The organism is uncultured Clostridium sp., from assembly GCF_900547735.1.
Lineage (GTDB): Bacteria > Bacillota > Clostridia > Lachnospirales > Lachnospiraceae > Otoolea.
Window position 1 is genome coordinate 1 of sequence record NZ_URHZ01000035.1, and the last position, 15,623, is coordinate 15,623.

The 15,623-nt window shown below is 47.4% G+C and carries 16 protein-coding genes; 9 read left to right on the forward strand and 7 right to left on the reverse strand.

All coding sequences use genetic code 11. The features are described 5' to 3' along the window. The first annotated feature begins 376 nt into the window (after positions 1–376). The 5 genes from QZT18_RS12380 (at position 377) to QZT18_RS12400 (ending at position 5,517) form a co-directional block, all read left to right on the forward strand. Positions 377–1,672 carry an SPFH domain-containing protein gene (locus tag QZT18_RS12380; RefSeq protein WP_294148315.1) on the forward strand — a complete coding sequence of 432 codons (1,296 nt, stop codon included), beginning with the start codon at positions 377–379 and terminating at the stop codon, positions 1,670–1,672. 11 nt (positions 1,673–1,683) lie between these two features. Next, on the forward strand, positions 1,684–2,064 hold the full coding sequence (locus QZT18_RS12385) for a hypothetical protein (protein WP_294148316.1): 381 nt from the start codon (positions 1,684–1,686) through the stop codon (positions 2,062–2,064). A 111-nt stretch (positions 2,065–2,175) separates the two neighbouring features. Then, positions 2,176–2,751, forward strand: coding sequence for a hypothetical protein (locus tag QZT18_RS12390; protein WP_294148317.1), 576 nt, complete (start codon positions 2,176–2,178; stop codon positions 2,749–2,751). A gap of 331 nt (positions 2,752–3,082) precedes the next feature. Beyond that, the gene (gene larA, locus QZT18_RS12395; protein ID WP_294148318.1) at positions 3,083–4,387 is read left to right on the forward strand and encodes a nickel-dependent lactate racemase; all 1,305 of its coding nucleotides are present in this window, start codon (positions 3,083–3,085) and stop codon (positions 4,385–4,387) included. Beyond that, a complete protein-coding gene (locus QZT18_RS12400) occupies positions 4,384–5,517 on the forward strand; it encodes a sugar diacid recognition domain-containing protein (RefSeq protein ID WP_294148319.1) in 1,134 nt (377 codons plus the stop codon). The genes larA and QZT18_RS12400 overlap by 4 nt, the downstream gene beginning before the upstream one ends. Positions 5,518–5,712: 195 nt before the next feature. On the opposite strand, the gene QZT18_RS12405 is transcribed toward QZT18_RS12400, so the two are convergent. From QZT18_RS12405 to QZT18_RS12420, 4 genes are all read right to left on the reverse strand, one after another. Beyond that, positions 5,713–6,456 (reverse strand): FadR/GntR family transcriptional regulator, encoded by a 744-nt coding sequence (locus QZT18_RS12405; RefSeq protein ID WP_294148320.1) that lies wholly within the window; start codon positions 6,454–6,456, stop codon positions 5,713–5,715. A gap of 138 nt (positions 6,457–6,594) precedes the next feature. Then, complete coding sequence (locus QZT18_RS12410) at positions 6,595–6,972, reverse strand: DUF1667 domain-containing protein (protein WP_294148321.1); 378 nt, start codon at positions 6,970–6,972, stop codon at positions 6,595–6,597. After that, positions 6,965–8,206, reverse strand: a complete 1,242-nt coding sequence (locus QZT18_RS12415) for an FAD-dependent oxidoreductase (protein WP_366925868.1) — start codon at positions 8,204–8,206, stop codon at positions 6,965–6,967. The genes QZT18_RS12410 and QZT18_RS12415 overlap by 8 nt, the downstream gene beginning before the upstream one ends. Beyond that, a complete protein-coding gene (locus tag QZT18_RS12420; protein WP_294148322.1) occupies positions 8,203–9,687 on the reverse strand; it encodes an NAD(P)/FAD-dependent oxidoreductase in 1,485 nt (494 codons plus the stop codon). The genes QZT18_RS12415 and QZT18_RS12420 overlap by 4 nt, the downstream gene beginning before the upstream one ends. A 319-nt stretch (positions 9,688–10,006) precedes the next feature. Between QZT18_RS12420 and QZT18_RS12425 the strand changes: the two genes are divergently transcribed. The 4 genes from QZT18_RS12425 (at position 10,007) to QZT18_RS12440 (ending at position 13,309) form a co-directional block, all read left to right on the forward strand. Further along, on the forward strand, positions 10,007–10,747 hold the full coding sequence (locus QZT18_RS12425; protein ID WP_294148323.1) for an MBL fold metallo-hydrolase: 741 nt from the start codon (positions 10,007–10,009) through the stop codon (positions 10,745–10,747). A gap of 9 nt (positions 10,748–10,756) precedes the next feature. After that, positions 10,757–10,879, forward strand: coding sequence for a hypothetical protein (locus QZT18_RS12430; RefSeq protein WP_294148324.1), 123 nt, complete (start codon positions 10,757–10,759; stop codon positions 10,877–10,879). Between the two features lie 9 nt (positions 10,880–10,888). Beyond that, on the forward strand, positions 10,889–12,349 hold the full coding sequence (locus QZT18_RS12435) for a sodium/proline symporter (RefSeq protein ID WP_294148325.1): 1,461 nt from the start codon (positions 10,889–10,891) through the stop codon (positions 12,347–12,349). 303 nt (positions 12,350–12,652) lie between these two features. Next, positions 12,653–13,309 carry a hypothetical protein gene (locus QZT18_RS12440; RefSeq protein ID WP_294148326.1) on the forward strand — a complete coding sequence of 219 codons (657 nt, stop codon included), beginning with the start codon at positions 12,653–12,655 and terminating at the stop codon, positions 13,307–13,309. A gap of 43 nt (positions 13,310–13,352) precedes the next feature. Here the strand turns inward: QZT18_RS12440 and QZT18_RS12445 are convergent, their stop codons facing one another. The 3 genes from QZT18_RS12445 to QZT18_RS12455 all read right to left on the reverse strand — a co-directional run bounded on the left by QZT18_RS12445 (position 13,353) and on the right by QZT18_RS12455 (position 15,439). Further along, positions 13,353–13,874, reverse strand: a complete 522-nt coding sequence (locus QZT18_RS12445; protein WP_294148327.1) for a GNAT family N-acetyltransferase — start codon at positions 13,872–13,874, stop codon at positions 13,353–13,355. Between the two features lie 3 nt (positions 13,875–13,877). After that, on the reverse strand, positions 13,878–14,306 hold the full coding sequence (locus QZT18_RS12450; RefSeq protein WP_294148328.1) for a pyridoxamine 5'-phosphate oxidase family protein: 429 nt from the start codon (positions 14,304–14,306) through the stop codon (positions 13,878–13,880). A gap of 317 nt (positions 14,307–14,623) precedes the next feature. Next, the gene (locus tag QZT18_RS12455) at positions 14,624–15,439 is read right to left on the reverse strand and encodes an enoyl-CoA hydratase/isomerase family protein (protein ID WP_294148329.1); all 816 of its coding nucleotides are present in this window, start codon (positions 15,437–15,439) and stop codon (positions 14,624–14,626) included. Positions 15,440–15,623: the final 184 nt, after the last annotated feature.

Here is a 15,623-nt window from a genome sequence, read left to right on the forward strand (position 1 = left end):
GGAGTATCGCCTTGCCAAGGCGAGGGTCGCGGGTTCGAATCCCGTCTCGCGCTCTTTTTATTACCAGAATTATCTTAACATAAGAGGAATTCTGGTTTTTTTGTTGATTGGCAATGAAAAGTTCGCGGAGCGTGCTTTTCTTTGTTATAATAAATGCAATTTTGTTATACAAAATGCGAATATTTGTCTCATATAATCTCTTTTCTTTTTTTCAAATCATTCTAAATCCCGTCATCCCAATTGTAATATTTCTGATTCTGTGGTATCCTTTCTTATGTATACAATAAAATGAGTCGTCAATAATGTGCTTTCTATTACAGAATTCGACTATTTTTATGGTGAAAAATGAACCAAAACAGCCAAGGAGGTAGTAAGAATGGCTATTGTTGATGTGATAAAATATAATGGGAACCCGGATACCTTTGCATGGAAATATCCGAGCGAGGAGCTGGGAACCTGGACACAGCTTATTGTGAATGAATCCCAGGAAGCGATTCTATTTAAAGGCGGCCGGGCGCTGGATGTTTTCGAAAGTGGGCGTCACACTTTAGATACGGCCAATATTCCGTTTCTGAACAAAATTATCAATCTGCCCTTTGGTAACCGTTCCCCCTTCACCGCAGAGGTATGGTTTGTCAATAAGGCATATAATCTTGATGTAAAGTGGGGAACACCGACACCGATCCAGGTGCAGGATGCAAAGTACGGGATCTTTGTACCGGTCCGGTCGAATGGTGCATTTGGAATCCAGATTGAGGATTCCAAAAAGTTTCTGGTAAAACTGGTGGGAACCCTTCCGGCGTTTGGAAAGATGGATATTATCAAATATTTCAGAGGTCTGTACATAACGAAGGTAAAGGATTCCATTTCCACCTATCTAATACATAAGCAGATCAGTATCCTGGAAATCAATGCGTATCTGGATGAACTGTCTGAATTCATGAAAACCCGGATGGAGCCGGTTTTGGAGGAGTACGGAATCAAGCTGGCAACGTTTTATGTCAATGATATAAGCGTCCCCGAAGAGGATCCGGCCGTTAAACAGCTGAAGGCGGCTCTCGCAAAGAGAGCGGAGATGAATATCATCGGATATAATTACCAGCAGGAACGTTCCTTTGATACCCTGGAGGGAGCTGCGAAAAACACAGGTTCGACAGCCGCTCCGCTCATGGGGGCAGGCATGGGACTGGGAATGGGCCTCGGAATGGGGCATGGCGTAGGCGGAGCTTTTACCGAGATGACACAGGGATTGAAGACGGACGATGGCGGAACGAGAGAATGCCCCAAGTGTCACGCGGTCATGACGGGTAATCAAAGATTCTGCGGTATGTGCGGCTTTGATACCGATCAGGAGCCGAAAGAAGAACCGGCGGAGGCGAAATGTTCGGCCTGCGGATGCAAAATTACAAAAGCTGTTAAATTTTGCCCGCAATGCGGCAGAAAGATAAATCACTGTCCGGAATGCGGCAACGATTTGGCTGAGGGAGCCGTTCAATGCTCCGCCTGCGGGTACGAACCGAAAAAGGCATGCCCCGGTTGCGGAGCCGCAATTACCTCAGAGATGAAATTTTGCCCGGAGTGCGGAGAAGCTTTGGTAAAGAGATGTCCAAAATGCGGCACGGCATTTGAAGGCAGTCCTAAATTCTGTCTGGAATGTGGAGAAAAGCTTTAAAGGAGACGCATATGAAATATAGAAAAACATATGGTATATTGGCGGCGTTAACAATTATTCTGACCCTGATCCTGTGCGGATTGTTTATAAGGGACTGGCATGGTTTAACGGCTGTGGCGCTGTTCTTCATGGTTTTGTCGGAAGGGGTTCTGTTTGGCGGATTAATATTCCTTGACGCAATAGCGGATAAGACATCCCAGATTATAGCGAGAGTGGGTATCGGTACGGTAATCATTACATATTCTTTTTTAACATTTATAAGTTCCCTGCTCTTTATGACGGTGCTGAAGGAGGCGGTAAAGGGGTTTATTGCAGTGGAAGCGGTACTGGCAATAGTGGGAATCATGGCCGGAATCATATTTTATACCGTTTCAAAGGCAATGAAACGATGAACTGTGCCTTTTTAAACACAGGCTGCGGCCATTTCAGCAGCAGGATTGAAGTGAATATTAAATCGGAGTTTTGCAGTATAACAGAATAATTACAGCGTGGAGGTATATGAGGTGAACAGTTCCAAAACAGCCCTGGTAATAAACCAGATTATCGAAAAAGTTCAGTTGGTGGCAGGAATTATTATCTTGCTGCTCTTCGGTTTGTGTACGATTATGTCGCTTTACGATCACGAACTGGGGGCCGGTGGTTTTTTACAGTTTTGTCTTGTCTGTGACGTGATAGGGCTGGTTCTGATTATCTTCAGCAGAAAAAGACGTAAGCTGACCGTGGACTTTAAAAAATATGTAACGGCTTTGTCGGGTAATGAGACGGGAAACATCGATTATCTGGCGGCAGCGCTCAATACTTCCCCGGATATTGTCAAGTCTAATATCGAGAAAATGATCAAAAAGAATTTATTTGCCAATGCTTACATCGATGCAAATTCCAACCGTCTGGTAATTGGCGGAAAGAGTCAGGCCGCCGCACAGTCACGGCCGGTTCCGCCGGTCATAAACCAGGCGCCGGTCCAGCAGAAGATAGAATATATGACGGTGAACTGCAAAGGATGCGGAGGCTTGAACAAGGTGGCGAGGGGAGCCGTAACGGAATGTGAATACTGCGGTTCTATGATAAAGGGCGAATAGGTTGTAGGTTGTAATGGGAATAGAATAAAAAACATATGAAATTAAAGGAAAGTAAAATAAAATTCAGGTAGAATAAAAGGCAAGTAAAAATAAAAGGTGGTTAGTAAAGACGCGTGATTTAGAGTCAAATTTACTAATGGCATCGTAACTGAGAGCCCCGGTTTCGGGGCTTCTTTTTTTGTGAAAAAAAGTGAAGGAAAAGTCTAAAATCGACTTCATTTGACGCGGATTTGTCTTGTGTAACATACAAACTGCCGTTTTCATGTGCTAGACTAAAATAAATGTGTTAAAAAAGAGCGGATTAATCAACAAAGTAAGGAGGGGATAATACATGCACATTAACCTGCCCTATGGACGCGGCAAATTAGAGGGGGAAATAGAAGACGGAAGGATCCTTGCCGTAGTAAGAAACCAGAATAATGAAGAGAACAGGGGAATGACAGAAACAGAGCTGGTTCAGGAGGCGGTTGATCATCCGATTGGAAGCAGTCCGCTCACCGAGCTTGCGAGAGGAAAAAGAAGGATTGTGATTCTGGCCAGTGATCATACACGGCCGGTGCCAAGCAGGGTGATTGCGCCGGTTTTACTTGAGCGCCTGAGGAATGGCAGCCCCGATTCTGAGATAACATTTTTGATTGCATTGGGCTGTCACAGAAAAATGACAAAAGAGGAATTAATCGAGAAGTTTGGGGAGGAGTTTGTTAAGAAAGAAAAAATTATCTTTCACGATTGTGACGACAGGAAAAACATGGTTGATTTGGGGACACTTCCCGGAGGCGGGAGGCTGATGATCAACAGGATTGTGGCAGAGGCAGATCTTTTGCTCAGTGAGGGTTTCATCGAGCCTCACTTTTTTGCCGGGTTTTCGGGAGGCAGAAAGAGCGTTTTACCGGGAATCGCTTCGAGAGAGACCGTATATGCGAATCACTGTTCAGCCTTTATCTCAGATCCGAATGCCAGGTGCGGAAATTTGGAGCAGAATCCGATTCACAGAGATATGGCTTTTGCAGCCGGGGCGGCGGGACTCCGTTTTATTGTTAACGTGGTGCTGGATTCCGAAAAGAAGATATTGGCGGCATTTGCCGGTGAGCCGGAGGCGGCGCATCAGGCGGGAGTGAAATTTTTAGAAACATTCTGTAAGGTGAAGGTACAACCGGCAGAAATCGTAGTTACAACAAATAATGGCTACCCCCTCGATCAAAATATATATCAGGCCGTGAAGGGAATGGCGGCGGCAGAACCCGTCTGCAGGGAAGGTGGTGTGATTATTATGGCGGCGGCCTGTGAGGATGGAGCAGGCGGTGCCGGATTCTACCAAACTTTCCGGGAAAATAGAAATGCAGGCGAAATTTTGAGAAAGATCGAAAAAGTACCTGCTTCCCGGACGGAAGAGGATCAGTGGCAGAGTCAAATCTTTGCCCGCATATTGGAGAAACGAATGGTTATCCTAATCAGTAAAGCGGACAGGCGTCTTGTGAAGGAAATGCATATGATTCCGGCCGGGAGCCTGGAAGAGGCAGTCGATATGGCAGACCGGATACTGGGGCATCCCGGCACTATCATAGTAATCACAGAGGGTGTTTCCAGCATAGTAAAACCTGACTATCCGGATCTAGAACCAGGAGGAAAGACTTGAGGATTGGAAAAACGGCAGCCCGGCGGATTGTCACTGAACTCAGTGAGATTATAAGTGAAAATATTAATCTGATGGATGAAAACAGTGTAATCATTGCGAGTACGGATCGGAAAAGAATTGGTACCTTTCATGGGGGAAGCCGTGAGATTATAAAAAGGCATCTGAAAGAACTGATCATTACAGGAGAAGATGAGTATGCTGGAAGTATGCCCGGGGTCAATGTTCCGATAGAGATAGATGGGAAGATAGTTGGCGTCGTAGGAATTACCGGCTGGTATCAGGACATCGAAAAATACGGTAAAATTATAAAACAGATGGCGGAAATTCTTCTGATGGATACCGGAAGTAGCGGGCAAAAAAGTTTTTCTTCCGGCGCCATGAACCGATTTATCAATGAATGGATTATGAATAAGGACAGCTTAAATGATCCGCTGTTTGTCCGGCAGGGCAGGATACTTGGAATTGATATAGAAAAAAGAAGAAATTTACTTATATTTTCTCCGGGTGACCTGAAAAATATAGACAGCGTGACACGGCAGAGAGTGATGGAACGGATAGAAAAATGTCTGGAGGCCGGTACGGGGCGTTTTCCCGACGCGGTTTTCACATGCATTGGAACACGCTGTATCTGTCTCCTGCCGGAGAGCGCGGGTTCCCGTCTGCGTGAATTTGCCTATGAAATGAAGAAAAGGGCGGAAGAGGAATGCCGCGTAAAACTCGGAGCCGGTTATGATGATACGCCGCTCACAGGCAGTCAGATATATCCTGCCTTTAAGAGGGCGGAGAAGGCGCTGTATGTGAGTCTGCGGGCCGGAGGGAGGACGCCGGTAGCCTGCCGTGAGCTGATGCTGGAACTGTTTCTTCCGGAAATTTCAAAGGAGGCGAGACAGGCATTTGTAGACAGAATATTTAATAACTGCTCACAGGAGGAAAGGGAAGAATACAGGCATCTTCTGAAAGTCTATGCAGATTGCAATGGTTCGATTGGCCGGACGGGAGAAAAGCTCTTTCTTCATAAAAATACAATCCAGTATAAATTAAACAAACTCCGCCAGAAAACAGGCCTTGATCCCCGGACAATAGAGGGGGCTTCTCTGTTTTATCTGGCAATTGCTTTTATAGAGAAATAGACGAATGGTTTAATATATCCAAGTAATTAAAAACAGTCGCAAAACAGGCGCTGGTGAGAAATTACCGAGCTTGTTTTGCGGCTGTTTATGATTGACCGGCAAAGTGAAAATTTGCAGAATGTACTTTGCTCCGCTGCATGTCGGAGGCTGGGGTTCCGGTATCTTTTTGTTAACAGATTCAAGATCCACTGTATGTTATGATAAATCGGCAGTGAAACCGAACTGAACTGCCTGGTTGCCGAGGCTCTGGGAACGGGAACGGCTCAAATGCTCATACATCAGTTCTCTTGCGCGGAAACTGTTCTGGTTCTCAATCTGCTCCGTAATTTCCGTGTGGTAACGGAGCGTGTTCTTTCTCTGATCAACCGGCATCTCCCTGATAATGCGGGAGAGCTGCTTTTTCATCAGAATCCCGAAGGTGTTCATCAGTTTGGAAGCGACAAAATTACCGGAACAGTGAATAATCTGCATATGGAAATCATAGTCCAGTTGGGCAAATGTTTCCGAGTCGGTAAAGAGATTCTCCTCCGTCTGTGAAAGAAGGGAGTGCAGAGCGGCCAAATCCTCCGGCGTTCGTCTCTGGGCAGCATGTTCCACCATCTCAATCTGCAGGGACTGGCGAAGCTCGAAGAGATCGCGTTCGCTTATGCCGTCAAAGACCAGGCTGTATAAAAGGGGGAGATAGCTGGAAGTACCGGAGGGGCGGGAGATATAGATGCCGCTTCGCGGCGCAACCGTCACAATCCCGAGAAATTCCAAAACCCGCAGCGCCTCTCTGAGCGTCGGCCGGCTTACCCCCATGAGTTCCACCAGTTCCTGTTCATTATATAGTTTTTTCCCATATTCCAATTTACCCCGGGCGATCAGATCCAGGATGGTATCTACAATCTGCAGATATGTCTTTTTATTCTTGACCGAAGGGATTTCAGGTAAGTCCATTATATTCCTTCCTTTCTGTATTAAGGCCTAGTTACCATAATAGAGAAAAATCCTCCCTCTGTCAAGATACGGCAGTTTAGATGCAGGGCCGCCTCTGAAAGACAGCGGAGACTCACTCCCGTCCGTTCCGCCGCGTTCTCATTCCTCAATTAAATTCACTCTCTCAATTGGCCGTGTCGCAATAACATCACTGCCCAGTCCAAGCACATCGTGAATCAGGATCTGCCCGATCTGCACCGGGGCATCAAGGCTGAGTTTCCTGATTTCCCCCATGACGTCGAAAATTTTCTCTCTGGGTACCGGGTTTGTCAGGCGCACGCTGCATAGTGGGAGTTCCCCTCCCCTGACCAGAACCGAGGTGGAAATGGTGCGTACCGGATGGGTCAGTTCCTGCTCGACGTAAGCGGCTCCCCTGGGGCATTTATTTCCTTTTAAAGAGAGGACTTCGATACCGTCATACGCCGCCTCAATTTGACAGCCGCCCGGGCAGAGGATACAGGTAAATGTTTTAGTCATTGCTCATCACCACCTTTATTGTATGATTTGAGAGAAGAGCGCTCTTAGGGAGGGCAATCTGTTCCATTTCCGCGGGTATCATCCTGTCAAAATGCGTGGAGGAAATGATTTTTCCATCCTGTTCTAAACGGACGCAGCAGTTTTTGACCGGCTTGCGGGGACGGAAGGAGAGCAGCGTATCGCATGTCCCAGTGATCTTCTGAGGCACGGTGTATCCGATGGAGCCGTCTGTTTCCAAAGTAATGGACGGGGCGGGAAGACTGCCGGACAGATAGCGCGTTACGGAATCGGCCAGGCGTTCCGCTTCCAGGGAAACAAAGTCCACCAGATCGTGTACATGGAGAACATTGCCGGCGGCAAATATGCCGGGCGTGCTGGTGTGGTAAAATTCGTCCACCACAGCGCCCTTGGTTCTGGGATCCAGCTCCACATCCGCCATGGAGGTCAGTTCATTCTCCGGTATCAGGCCGACGGAGAGGATAAGGGTATCGCAGGGGTATTCCTTTTCCGTACCCGGTATTGGATTCATCTCTTCATCCACCTTGCTGACGACGACGGATTCCAGGCGGTTATGGCCCTTGATTTCCGTCACGGTGTGGCTTAGATAGAGGGGAATCTGATAATCGTTTAAGCACTGTTCAATGTTGCGGGGGAGGCCGCTGGGATAGGGCTGTATCTCAAATACGGCTTCTACCGAGGCGCCTTCCAGGGTCAGTCTTCTGGCCATAATCATTCCGATATCGCCGGAGCCCAGGATGACAACGCGTTTTCCGATCATTTTATTTTTTAAATTAATATACGTCTGTGCCACTCCGGCCGTAAAGACACCGGACGGCCGTTCACCGGGGATAGACAGCGCGCCGCGGGTGCGCTCCCGGCATCCCATGGTCAGGATGACGGCGTCCGCCTGGTAACACGACAGTCCGCCGGAGGAAGCGGCGATAACCCTCCTATTGGGAGTAAGGCCGATTACCGTGGTGTCTGTGACAAATTCGATGCCCAGTTCCTTTACACGGTCAATAAAATACTGAGCATATTCCGGTCCGGACAGACTTGTTTTAAAGCGTGTCAGCCCAAATCCGTCGTGGATACACTGGCGGAGAATTCCGCCCAGATGATGTTCCCGCTCCACAATCAGGATATCTTGGACGCCGTTTTCTCTTAATTTAATTGCGGCAGCCAGGCCTCCTGGGCCGCCGCCAATGATAATCACATCTTTATGGATTTTATTCATTCGTCTCTCACCGCCCCCGTAAATATGGATGAGCCATTCCGGCTGTATGTAAGTTCTCTAAGTGGTATCTGTTTCTCCTGCATCAGAAGTTCCGTAATTCTGGTCTGGCAGTAGCCTCCCTGGCAGCGGCCCATCATGGCCCGGCAGCGGTACTTTACGCCGGTTACGGTATTGGCGCCCAGTGGACGCCGGATCGCATCTAAAACTTCTGCTTTTGTGATTGTTTCACAGCGGCAGATAATTTCGCCGTAATCCGGGTTACGGCGGATCAACTGTTCCTGTTCCTCCGGCGTACGGCCACGGAAAGAGACGAAACGCTTTCGGACCGGATTGAAATTCTGATTCGGACTTAGCGTCTCGACTTCCTTAATCAGCCGCACCACCTCACGCGATATCGGAACGGAGCTTGTAAGTCCTGGCGATTCGATACCAACGAGATTGACGGTGCGGGGAGCGAGTTCATCGCGGCGCTCTATGACAAAGTCGTGATAACCGCCGACGCCCTTGGGCGTAAGTTTGGGCCTTATCCCGGCAAAGTTACGGATAAAACTGTCTCTTTTTATGTATGGGAAAATACGTCCCCCGTCTTTTATCAGCATATCCATGATGTCTTTGGTAGCGGCGTAATTGTCGCGTTCATCGATGTACTCGGTGCTGGGACCGATCATGATGTTGCCGTCCACCGTTGGCGTCAGATGAATTCCCAGTCCTCCGGTACTGTAGTCGGGCACCGGATAGGCGGGCAGGGGAAGTTTATCCCCCAGCTTTTTGTCTAAAATAAAATATTCTCCCCTGCAGGGATAAATAGTATATTCATCGATTCCCAGCATGGCCGATATTTTATCGGAGTATAAACCGGCGCAGTTGATGACCCAGCGGGTCATCAAGAAACCGTTTTTCGTACAGACACGGTAATGAAAGTTTCCCTGTTCTGAATGTTCCGTTTCGCGGGTAATATCAGTGACTTCGCGGTTAAAGAAGAATTCCACCCCGTTATCCGCAGCATTTTCAGCCAGCCCAAAGGTAAATTCAAACGGGCTTAAAATGGCGGTGGTGGGAGACCACATGGCAAACTCACCGTCGATACAGGGCGCCTTCGCGCGGATAAAATCTTTCTCTACAATTTCCAGTCCCCGGATCCCGTTTTTCTCTCCGGTTTCCTTCATTTCCCAAAGCTTTTCCCGGTCCTCTCTGGAAAAACCGACGATCAGCTTTCCGGTTCTTTTATACGGAATATCAAGTTCTCCGGCAATCTGATCAAAACAGGCGTTACCCTCCACACAAAATTTTGCCATCAGGGAACCCGGTTTATTATTATATCCGGAGTGGAGCACTGCCGAGTTGTGGGAGCTGGTTTCACAGCACACGTCGGGCGCTTTTTCCACAACCGCAGTTTTCAGCTTGTATCGTGAAAGCTCACGGGCCACAGCGCAGCCGATAACGCCTGCTCCTATTATTGTAACATCATATATTTGGTTCAATTAGTTAACTCCTTTCTTGCGATAAAATTTAACTTGCATGACTGAATTTTACTTGATTTAGTTAGCTCAATTATATCGGAATTAAATAATATGTCAAGAAACCAATTTTTGCTTATATTTAGAAGAACAGAAGTAATGTTCAGTGAATTTTGTTACGCGTAACAAAAATAACAGTACATAAGGCGGAAGTAACTGTTATATCTTGACAATAAAAGGCGATAGATTATACTGAAACTGTATTAATTAGTTAACTGAATATACTTGATTAGTGTAAAAGAAATTTGAGGTACCATTTCATTATTTTACAAAAGGAGGGAATATGAAATTTAATGTAGAGATTTTATTTGGAGGTTTTTCGGGTAAACTTCCCAACTGTTATCATGGATGGGGAACATGGGCCCTGATTCAGGACGGCAGGCACAATATTCTGCTGGATACGGGGTATGTGGGATTCAGAAAAGATTTCAGCCGTCTTCTGGAGGAAAAGGGAGTGAAATGCGGGGATATCGATTATGTCCTTTTAACGCATCTGCATTTTGATCATGCCTGTAATGTGGATCTGCTGCCGAATGCCGTATTCGTCCTTTCTAAAGCCGAGTGGGAGTTTGCACGGGATCCGGAATGCGGCGACCTGCTTGTGGAGCGCTCGGCAATTCCGGTTCTTGAGAAAGCGGAAAAAATTCTGATTGAGGAGGACGGACAGGAGATTTTGCCCGGACTATCCGCCATTCTGACGCCGGGCCATACGCCGGGCTGCTGCTCCTATGTCCTTCATCAGGAAAATGGAGAGAAGTGGGTTTTGGCCGGAGATGCGGCCAAGAACAGAGGGGAACTTTCGACCGGAACGGTGCAGATATCCATGAATCAGGAGCAGTCACAGAACAGCCTGAAGAAAATAAAGGAAGCGGGCAGCAGGATCCTGCCGGGCCACGATTCATGGGTGAGGTCAGGAGAAGGCGGAGAGATTACGGCGGAAGGAGGCAACGACATTCATCTTTTGTTTGCCCAGGGGATCACAGTGAACGGAGGAGAAACCGAGGTTATTTTGCATATGGATTAAGGGGGATGCATGATGTTCGAGTACATAGGAATTGGGGAAATTATCAACATTTTTATACTTCCATTTATAGGACTTGCCATGTCGCTCGTCTGGTATTTCAGACACAGGAAAGAGGATGCAGGAGAAAAATAAGGGGGTGGAATGATGACTGGTATTTATATTGGGCTTATTGTGTATCTGGCGGCGACCTTTGGGGTCAGCATTTATACGGGCAGAAAAGGGCGGAGTAAATCTTCGGCCGGATTTATTGTAGGTGAACGGAACTTCGGTTCCGTAGTGACGGCGCTTGCAATGGGAACAACACTGGCCAGCGGGTTTGCTTTTATCGGTCTGGTGGGTATGGGGTATACCCTCGGGTTAGTGGCAACCTGGCAGTGCATCTGGGGGACAATCCTTGAATTTATCTGCTGGTTTTTCCTTGCCCATAAGCTGAGGGCAATGAGTGAAAAGACGGAGGTCTTAACTCCGATTGAAGCGATGTCAAAGCTGCATGGGGATCCTCACAACCTGATTAAGATTTTCGGAGGATTAATGATTGGCCTATTTATCACATTTTATCTTGCAGGCCAGTTTACCGCAGCGTCTAAGGCGGCTAATACAATGGGGCTGAATCCGACCACGGTAGCGATTGGAATCGCGGCGCTCACAATCGTGTATATCTTTCTGGGCGGCGTCAATGCGGCCATGTGGACGAACGCCATCCAGGGGCTTGTCATGATTCTGAGCTTTGGCGTTCTTGTGGCGGTGGCTCTTTCCAAGGTAGGCGGAATGGGAGGTTTATTCGCCTCACTTTCCACAGCCGAGCCATCCCTGATCCAGTGGAATAACGGGAGGAGCACCGGCAATGCGGCCTTTTATATTGCAAACTACTGGCTGGGCAGCGCAGCCGGATTCCTGGCTCAGCCACAGGCAATCCAAAAGTACCTGACGATTAAAAATGACAGACAGATTAGGAAGAGCTGTGTACTTTCCTGTATCTTCAATATTATCCGCCAGTTGGGTCCTGTCCTGATCGGCATGAGCTGCCGGCTGATTTATCCCTCGATTACGGATCCGGAGACCTGTATCCCGAGGATTATTGTCGATTACATACCCAATATCATGGGCGGAATCCTGATGGCGGGGATTTTTGCCGCCGTTATGTCCACGACGGAATCCCTGCTTTTGCAGTCCACCAGCGAGCTGAGCCGAAATTTCCTGGAGAAGGGAATTCTGATTAAGAAGGAGGTTTCGCAGAAAACATACGGTATCATCTGTAAAATCCTTACAATTGTGATAGGTATCATCGGCCTGCTGATTTCCCTGTTTGGGTCAGGCGGCGTCTTTAATATGATTATTTTCGCATGGACCGGTCTGATGACATCGGTCGGACCGTCCCTGTACCTTGGACTTTACTGGAAAAAGTGTACCAGTCAGGGAATTCTGGCCGGGGTCTTGACGGGAATTCCGGCAACCTGTGTCTGGTATTACCTGTTTAAGTCGTCCACCGGAATCCATGAAGCAGTCAGCGTAGTGGTGCCGATTCTGGCAGTGATTATCGTCAGCCTGCTGACACAAAATGTGAAACAGGAAGAAAACTGGGCGGAAGAGCTGAGCAGATAAAAATGGAGAAAACAGATGCGGCAGCAGGGAGCCTTTATTTATAGAAGGTATTCCTGAAAAAGGGGTATTGGATTCTGCCAATATCCCTTTTTACGTGGATAAAACGGTACTGTCTGCTGATTTGAGAGGTTGCCGTGGAAAATGATTGTTACTGTTCACACCGCATTGCGCTGTGAATAATGCTTCGGTATGATTGCGATTGTCCGGCATGAGGTTTTGCAAACGGCATGAAATGGGAGTACAATATCTTTGAAGCGTATTAATCGATCAGGGTATAATAATCAAGATAAAAGGAGGAAGCATATGCCGGCGTATTTCTCAATGACGGTGCAAAGAAGAACAGACAAAGTGACGGATGATTATGTAGAACAGATTTATTCGGCAGTGATTGAATCGGGATTTCCGTTTAAAAGCGGATACTGGTTTCACGAGGATGCCGGTTATGATGAAATTGTTGCATGGAACCGGAAAAAACTGGCACAGGGATTCCGGCTCGGCTTTACGGAACATGTACAAAACGACTATATGCAGATTCTCTTTCATGCGCCTGCCTTTAGGGAAATGCGTGGGTTCTGGATGTACGGTAAAAAAGAAGTTGCATTTGACCTGATTATTCCCGAGTATGATATCATGAGTCACGACAAAGAGCATACGGAATGCTGTACGGTTTCAGAAGACAGGGTGTCACCGATACGGGCAATCGGCGCGGCCTTGTGGAACCGGGGACTGGCAGATGTGATTCAGACCAATTTCGAATTGGACGGCGGTTACTACAGTATTGATAAAGTTCTGGGCGGTGAAAAGCTGATGGCCCACCCCTTTGCGATTATTCCGGAGGATATTGCTGTAAGATTCGGCAAAGATTATCTGTCGGGAAAACGGCTTACCAGAATTGGAAATAATGGGGTAATCATAGATGACGATGCTTATCTGTCCGGCAGACAGACGGCGGACAGATAAGCATAAGAGCTGATTCGATCGGGCTTTGGTAAGTAAGATAAGTTCAGCATCCCATTACCGTGTTTTTTAAATAGAGGTTAAATGAGCCGTATTCTGTTTCTTTAAGCGGCTCCGGGCAGGACATCACAACCAGACGGTGTCCCTGGTGGGACTCATGGTACGGTGGGTGAACGTGATCGAAGCTGTTTACCCTGAATCCGGCTCTTTCATAAAACCCTTTCCGATGGATGGAAATATCATCAACGGGAGGGTCGATTTCCAGAATTACAGTCTTTCCCCGCTGTCCCAGAAGTGCGAGGGCTCTTTGGCCACACTGCCTGTTGCGTTTATCAGGGTCAATACAGAAATGTTCGATGTAAATAAAACATTCCGTTTCCCAGCATAAAAGAATTCCTATAAAATCCTCTTCATCATAAATCAGGTTGAACTGATACTCCCTGTTTTCCATAATTTCCGTCTGGGAGGAGGCGGTTCTCTGCTCATGATAAGGAAAGCTGATTTTGTAGAGATCCATGGCTCTTAAGTACATTTCATTGTCAACGGCTGTCAAACGTTCAAAGTGCATAATTTATTCCTCCAGTTTAAGCTCTGCCAGTCCGACAGGAATATTATTTTCATAGACCCACTGTGAGATTTTCCGTATCCGGATGAGAAAGAAAACTTCGTCGTCCTGGATGAATTCATCATCCTCAGAGAATGATTCGGGATACCGCTCCCTGTATGCTTTTTTAATTTCCTCATTTTCCGGAAGCGTCACTTTTCCGAGCAGTTCCGAACGGCCGGTAAAATAAAAATTACCCACACAAACGGCAACATTCGGGTTTTCCAGCATCTGCATTGCTTTTCTGGAAGAAAGAGAGGTCCTCACATAGAGCAGCAGGCCGATGGACAGGGGACTGACCTGACGGACGGTGACCAGATCGTCTGCGCTGGTAGCGAGTGAGATTACTTCGGTTTCGGCCAGTGTTTTTTGTAATTCACTTAAATTTACATTCATTTTTTATCCTCCGTTATGATGTTGTCTATCTTTTTGTCAGTTACAGTATAGCAGATAAAACATGACAACTGGTTGTCATAATATATTTTTTATATCATAGGAAAGCCCTCCTATGATATAAAAAGCCCTCCGGGCAGGATGCGCACTCGCGCGAAGATGTAATATGCCGCTATGCGGCCGCGCTCGGCGCGAGAATCCCGCGAGCGGGATTCTTTATTGTAAGAAAAGGCCGTGAAAACAAGAGGCATTATGCCAACAGTTCTCACGGCTTTTCTTGAGTGGCAATGAAAAGTTCGCGAAGCGTGCTTTTCGTTGTTTTATCGCTTTTTATCCGACTTTTTATTCAGGCGTTCCACCAGCGCAGCAGTGCGTGTGCGGTAATCGTCCAGCTCGGTTACAATACCCATAAAGGAGGAAACCATATCCAGCGAGGAGCGGAGCGTACTCTGCTCACTCTGGTAGATAGCTCTTTTCGTCAGGCGCATGGCCTGCTGGGGTGCTTCCAGAAGTTTCTGCATGTAATTTTCTACGTATTCATCAAGTTCCTCAGGGGGAACCGTGCGCGTTACCAGTCCAATCCGTTCCGCCTCTTCTCCTTTTAATACCCTGGCGGTCCAGAACATATCAAGCGCTTTGTCGCGTCCAACCAGACGCGGCAGGAAATAGGCGCCGCCGTCTCCCGGTACGATACCGGCGTTAAAATAACTCTCCGACAGAGTTGCACTTTCCGAGGCGATTCGAACGTCACACATCAGGGCCATATCCAGTCCTGCGCCCACAGCGGCTCCGTGGATTTTGGCAATTACGGGCTTGTCGATCTCTTCCAGAATGAGCGGTATCCTCTGAATCCCCGTCCACAGGGAGTTCTTCCTGGCAAGAGCGGTGGATGTGATATCGTCGTGGCTTTCAAAAAAACCATCACCGGCTGCCATGGCCTTCACATCGCCTCCGGCACAGAATGCCTTTCCATTGCCTGAAAGCAGGACGGCGTAGACATCATCTCTGTCTCTTATATCCTCCAACGCCGCTGTCCAGAGCTGTATCATTTCTTCACTGAAGCAGTTGAGGTGCTCCGGGCGGTTCATCGTAATGCGGGCCAAGTGGTCTTTTACTTCATAAATTAAATCCGGCATAGTCTTATTCTCTCCTTGTGTCAATCAGCCGCAGTTTTCCTGCGTTTTCTATTCAGCAGGAAAGAAACCTGAAAAAGGAAAAATCCTGCCGAACGTTGATTCCCTACCATTATAGTGAGCGTATCCGTTACTGTCAATGTTGCATCTATCCTGTAACAATCTCTTAACAACATACCCGATCCGT